Below are 2098 nucleotides of genomic sequence, written 5' to 3'. Positions count from 1 at the left end.
TCCGCGGAGGCAGCCGATGCTGAACCCGCCCCGGAGACGGGCGAGGAGGCGGCGGCCGTCCCGTCCGCCGAACCCGAGACCCAGCCGGACGCCGACGCTCAGCCTGCGCCCAACGCCGAAGCCGACACCGAGGGCGCCACAGACAACGAGGGCGCCACAGACACCGACGGCGACGCCGAGGCCGCCGCCGCGCCCCCCGAGCCGGCCGGCCCCCCGGCCCCCGGCTACGCCGACGAGGAGCGCGAGGCCGTGCATCGTCTGATGCGCGAGCGCCGCGACATCCGTAACGGCTTCCGCTCGGACCCGATCCCGGACGAGGTGCTGCTGCGCGTACTGGAGGCGGCCCACACCGCCCCCAGCGTCGGCCACTCCCAGCCCTGGGACTTCGTCGTCATCCGCTCCGAGGAGACCCGGCGCGCGATGCACGAACTGGCGGAGCGCCAGCGCCACGCGTACGCCGAGTCCCTCCCGAAGGGGCGCGCGAAGCAGTTCAAGGAACTGAAGATCGAGGCGATCCTCGACACCCCCGTCAACATCGTCGTCACCGCCGACCCGACCCGCGGCGGGCGCCACACCCTGGGCCGCCACACGCAGCCGCAGATGGCGCCGTACTCCTCCGCGCTCGCCGTGGAGAACCTGTGGCTCGCCGCCCGCGCCGAAGGGCTCGGCGTCGGCTGGGTCAGCTTCTTCGACGAGCGCGAGATGGTGCGCGCGCTGGAGCTGCCGGAGCATCTGGAGGTCGTGGCGTACCTGTGCGTCGGGTACGTCGACGAGTTCCCGCCGGAGCCCGAACTCGCGCAGGCGGGCTGGTCGAAGCGCCGTCCGCTCTCCTGGGTCGTGCACGAGGAGTCGTACGGGCGCCGGGTGCTGCCCGGTTCGGAACCGCAGGACCTGCTCTCCGACACCGTCGCCGCGATCCGCCCGCTGGACGCCAAGGCGCTCGGCGAGGCGTGGGAGCGGCAGAAGCGGATGACCAAGCCGTCCGGCGCGCTCGGCATGCTGGAGATCATCTCCGCGCAGCTCTGCGGACTGTCGCGCAAGTGCCCGCCGCCGCTTCCCGAGCCCGCCGCCGTCGCGATCTTCGCGGGCGACCACGGGGTGCACGCCCAGGGCGTCACCCCCTGGCCGCAGGAGGTGACGAGCCAGATGGTCGCCAACTTCCTCGGCGGAGGCGCGGTGTGCAACGCCTTCGCGGGGCAGGTCGGCGCCGAGGTCTGCGTCATCGACGTGGGGGTCGCGAGCGAACTCCCGCCCACCGCCGGGCTGTTGCCGCGCAAGGTCCGACCGGGTACGGACGACATGACGCAGGGCCCGGCGATGAGCCGTGAGGAGGCGCTGCGCGCCGTCGAGGTGGGCATCGAGACCGCGCGCGATCTGGTCGCCGCGGGCAACAAGGCGCTGCTCACCGGCGAGATGGGCATCGCCAACACCACCGCCTCCGCGGTGCTCGTCGCGGCCTGCACCGGCGCCGACCCGTCCGAGGTGACGGGCCGCGGCACCGGCATCAACGACGAGACGCACGCCCGCAAGGTCGACGTCGTACGCCGTGCCCTGGAGGTGCACCAGCCCGACCCGGAGGATCCGCTGGGCATGCTGGCCGCCGTCGGCGGGCTCGAACACGCGGCGCTGGTGGGCCTGATCCTCGGCGGCGCCTCGCTGCGTACGCCGGTGATTCTCGACGGGGTCAGCGCCGGCGCCGCCGCGCTCGTGGCCCGCCGCATCGCACCGGAGGCGCTCGCCGCCTGCATCGCGGGGCACCGCAGCTCCGAGCCCGGACATGTGGCGGCCCTGACCAAGCTCGGGCTGCGTCCGCTGGTCGACCTCGATCTCCGGCTGGGCGAGGGCACGGGTGCGCTGCTGTCGCTGCCGATGGTGCAGAGCGCGGCGCGTGCGATGCACGAGGTCGCGACCTTCGACTCGGCGGGCGTGACCGGCAAGAGCTGACCGGCAAGCGCTGCTCGGAGAGCGGTGGCGGCGGGTGCCGGGCGGCGCCCGCCCGCTGCCCGCACGCCCGCGTACGTACGGAGCGCCGCGCGGCACCCCGTCACCCCGCCACCGCGTCCGTCACCGCCACCCCCGCGTCCCGTCCGCACCCGAC

At 74.5% G+C, this 2098-nt stretch carries 1 protein-coding gene; it reads left to right on the top strand.

Translation table 11 applies throughout. The features are described from left to right. Window positions 1-1944, top strand: a 1944-nt coding sequence (gene cobT / locus AN218_RS29945; protein WP_141747754.1) for a nicotinate-nucleotide--dimethylbenzimidazole phosphoribosyltransferase, incomplete at its 5' end; no start/stop codon positions are given. Window positions 1945-2098 lie beyond the last annotated feature (154 nt).

This window comes from Streptomyces nanshensis (assembly GCF_001751255.1).
Taxonomy (GTDB): Bacteria; Actinomycetota; Actinomycetes; order Streptomycetales; family Streptomycetaceae; genus Streptomyces; species Streptomyces nanshensis_A.
This window is presented reverse-complemented; position numbering and strand designations above follow the sequence as displayed.